The organism is Mycobacterium sp. (assembly GCF_036273375.1).
Taxonomy (GTDB): Bacteria; Actinomycetota; Actinomycetes; order Mycobacteriales; family Mycobacteriaceae; genus Mycobacterium.
The window spans coordinates 1-2,721 of the sequence record NZ_DASUHS010000259.1 but is presented as its reverse complement, the minus strand read 5'-3'; the positions used below and the strand labels follow the sequence as shown (position 1 = coordinate 2,721).

Genomic DNA, 2,721 nt, shown 5'->3' with positions numbered 1-2,721 from the left:
CGATCTCTTCTACGACCATCGCGTTCCTCAATGCGTGTTCGATGTCCTCCACCTCGACTCCGTGGCGCAGGGCGGAGTCGAGAATCTCCACCAACCAATCGTACTACGAAACCTCGAAGCGCCGGTTCTGATGTGAACAATTCGCACGTCGATCACCCGCATCTTGCGGTGTTACTTAGCGACAATCCGGACTCGTAAGTGGCGATGTTCTTGAGGGCAAGCCCCGGGGCAACTGTGAGGGCTATTGCCCTAGCGGCTGCGGTGCTGGTCGAGGAAGTCGTCGACGTCTTCGTGTGCGGCGCCTTTGATCTCGCGGTAGAGGGCGTCTTCGTCCCATGCCTCGACGGGCAAGTCGTTGAGCTTGTCCTCGTAGGCGGTGAAGCGGTGGCGGACGTGGGCACGTGTGGCCAGTCGCGCGCGTTCCTCGAGGCTGAGCAGCCGGGTACGACCGACGCGGCTGCTACCGACGACCGCTGCGCGCGCCGCGGTCTCGGTGGCGATCTGCTCGGCGAGCGCGGTGTGTGCGGGTGCGAAGTCGAGGAACGCCAGCACGGCATCGTGCAGCTCCTCCTGGTAGCGCGCTTCCTGCCGCGCGCGTGAGCGAGCGTTGACGGTCCGCGCCGCGGCGCGTTTGTCTGCGGTCTGTTGCGCGCGTTCCTCTGCGCTGCGGATTGTTTCGGCGGGCGCCCACAGGCCGAGCAGCCGGCGGTGGTCGCGGTGCCGGCTGCGCGGCTGCCAGCACAGCCAGTAGTTGCCGGCCGCTTTGACGGTGCGGGTGATGAAGGTGTCGCCGGAGGGCAGGAACTCCCAGTCGTCGGGAACTTCGATGTCGCCGTGTTCGGGGTTCCAGGGCCCGTTGCGGGTGTCGTAGACGTCGAGGTGCAGCGCGGTGAGGTCCGGCGCGCTGGCCTTGACGTTCGACATGTGCTCAGCGTGCCGCCGGGTGGGGGAGTGGGCAAGGGCCGCGCGCGGCCCGCGAAATCTAGATCAACAAGGCCAAGATCAACAACGAAACGAGGGAACCAAGAACAAGATCAACAACAACGGACAACGAAGAACGAAGCAACACAAGAAACCAAGATCAACAAAAGCAAGATCGAATACGGCACACACTTGCATCAAAATGCCGCGCCCGTAGTTATGCCGCGTGAGCGCTCCGCCGGCGGTATCGGTGCTGGTCAGATGGCCACGTGCCCGGCGCCCGGTCGGCATAAGAACGGCGTGCCATCCGAGCGATGCCGTGGCCAGGTCACCCGGTCCACGCAGGCGAAGACCGGCCACGGGAGCGTGCGTCGCCCCACGTCGCCGATGTCGGTGGACGAATCGATCATGGACGATGCGGCGTAGTTATGCCGACCGCGGTCCTCGACCGCAAGCTCCTGACCAGCAGGAACGGTCACGAAATGAAGGAGACTCGGCATAACTACCGACGCGGCATAAGCATCACGGGATCCGGGGCCACGAGCGGCCGGACAGCACCTTGTCTTGGACCAGTTCGGCCATCCGCGCGACACTGTAGGCGTGACGTCTCCAGAGCTGCTCGAGTTGGTCACGGTCGACCCTGCGATCTGCCACGGGCAACCCTGCATCAAGGGCACCCGCGTCTTGGTCACCGTCATCTTGGACGCGCTTGCCGCCGGGTTGAGCGCCGAGGAGATCGTTCGGCAGTACCCGTCGCTCTCCGATGACGGAGTGCGCGCTGCGGCGGCGTACGGCGCGTGGCTGGCAAAGCAGGAGGTTCACCTGCTCTCACCCGGCGCGTGAAGGTCAAGCTCGACGAGAACGTGACACAGGAAGCGGTCGCAGTTCTTGTTGACGCCGGACACGACGTTCACACTGTTCGGTCCGAACAACTGGTCGGTGCGTCGGACGCAGCGGTCTGGGACGCGTGCGTCCGCGAGCAGCGGATGCTCATTACTTTCGACTTAGGGTTCGCCGCGTGCGTGCGTATCCACCAGGTAGACACGGTGGTGTTGTTGCCCTGCGGTTGACCGATCAGCAGCCGTCCGCGGTTGTCGATGTACTCCGTCGCTTTCGAGCCGACTACGACCTCGACAGCTTGGTCGGCTGCTTGGCGGTCGTTTCGGAGACGCGCGTTCGCGTGCGCCGACCCTGACTGGTTCGCGAACAGCAGGGGATTCGGCCGAAACCGTAGACGCAGACGCGTTCGACGAGCGTGGTAGCACAGCGCTCAGACGCGGAGCACTCATAATCCCTCGGTCGTCGGTTCGAGTCCGACCCGCCCCCTACACCATGTTGAGTGCGACGTTTTGTACGTCTGGAAGGCCCCGCGAAGGTACGAAACGTCTCACTCAACATTGGCTGTGTACGCCGGATCGGCGGCGTGAGGCGCCGGACAACGCAGATCCACTGCGACGTGACGAGAGTGCCCGCGGCCGCTACTGCTCCTCGAAGAGATGTCGGAAGTAGATGCCTGGGTCGCCAAGGAATGCCCGCCAGGAGTGGACGAGGCCGAGGTCATCCCAGTTGCTCCGACGGAGCCCCCATTCCCCGAGCTCCAGGATCGTGGCGCCTGGCGCGGCGGCGATGATCGGCGAGTGCGTTGCCAAAATGACCTGTGACCCGGCGCGTACGAGGTCGTCGAGGATGGCGACGAGTCCCAGTGACGAGGTGAACGACAGGGCCGCGTCCGGCTCATCGAGCAAGTAGAACCCCGGTTCGTTGACCTTTGTCTGTAGGAGCGCCAGGAACCCTTCACCA

4 protein-coding genes and 1 pseudogene are annotated in these 2,721 nt (G+C 64.2%); 2 read left to right on the top strand and 3 right to left on the bottom strand.

What is annotated here, in order from left to right; all coding sequences use genetic code 11:
• Positions 1-249: 249 nt before the first annotated feature.
• Positions 250-924, bottom strand: coding sequence for a DUF2293 domain-containing protein (locus VFW69_RS23105; RefSeq protein WP_526505000.1), 675 nt, complete (start codon positions 922-924; stop codon positions 250-252).
• Between the two features lie 254 nt (positions 925-1,178).
• The gene (locus VFW69_RS23100; protein ID WP_526504998.1) at positions 1,179-1,400 is read right to left on the bottom strand and encodes a hypothetical protein; all 222 of its coding nucleotides are present in this window, start codon (positions 1,398-1,400) and stop codon (positions 1,179-1,181) included.
• A gap of 121 nt (positions 1,401-1,521) precedes the next feature.
• On the opposite strand from VFW69_RS23100, the gene VFW69_RS23095 reads away from it, so the two are divergent.
• Positions 1,522-1,764, top strand: coding sequence for a DUF433 domain-containing protein (locus tag VFW69_RS23095; protein ID WP_526504996.1), 243 nt, complete (start codon positions 1,522-1,524; stop codon positions 1,762-1,764).
• Entirely contained in the window at positions 1,761-1,991 is a 231-nt protein-coding gene (locus VFW69_RS23090) for a DUF5615 family PIN-like protein (RefSeq protein WP_526504994.1), read from the top strand. The genes VFW69_RS23095 and VFW69_RS23090 overlap by 4 nt, the downstream gene beginning before the upstream one ends.
• Before the next feature lie 408 nt (positions 1,992-2,399).
• Here the strand turns inward: VFW69_RS23090 and VFW69_RS23085 are convergent.
• Positions 2,400-2,721, bottom strand: a pseudogene (locus tag VFW69_RS23085) (AAA family ATPase); the annotation flags it as partial.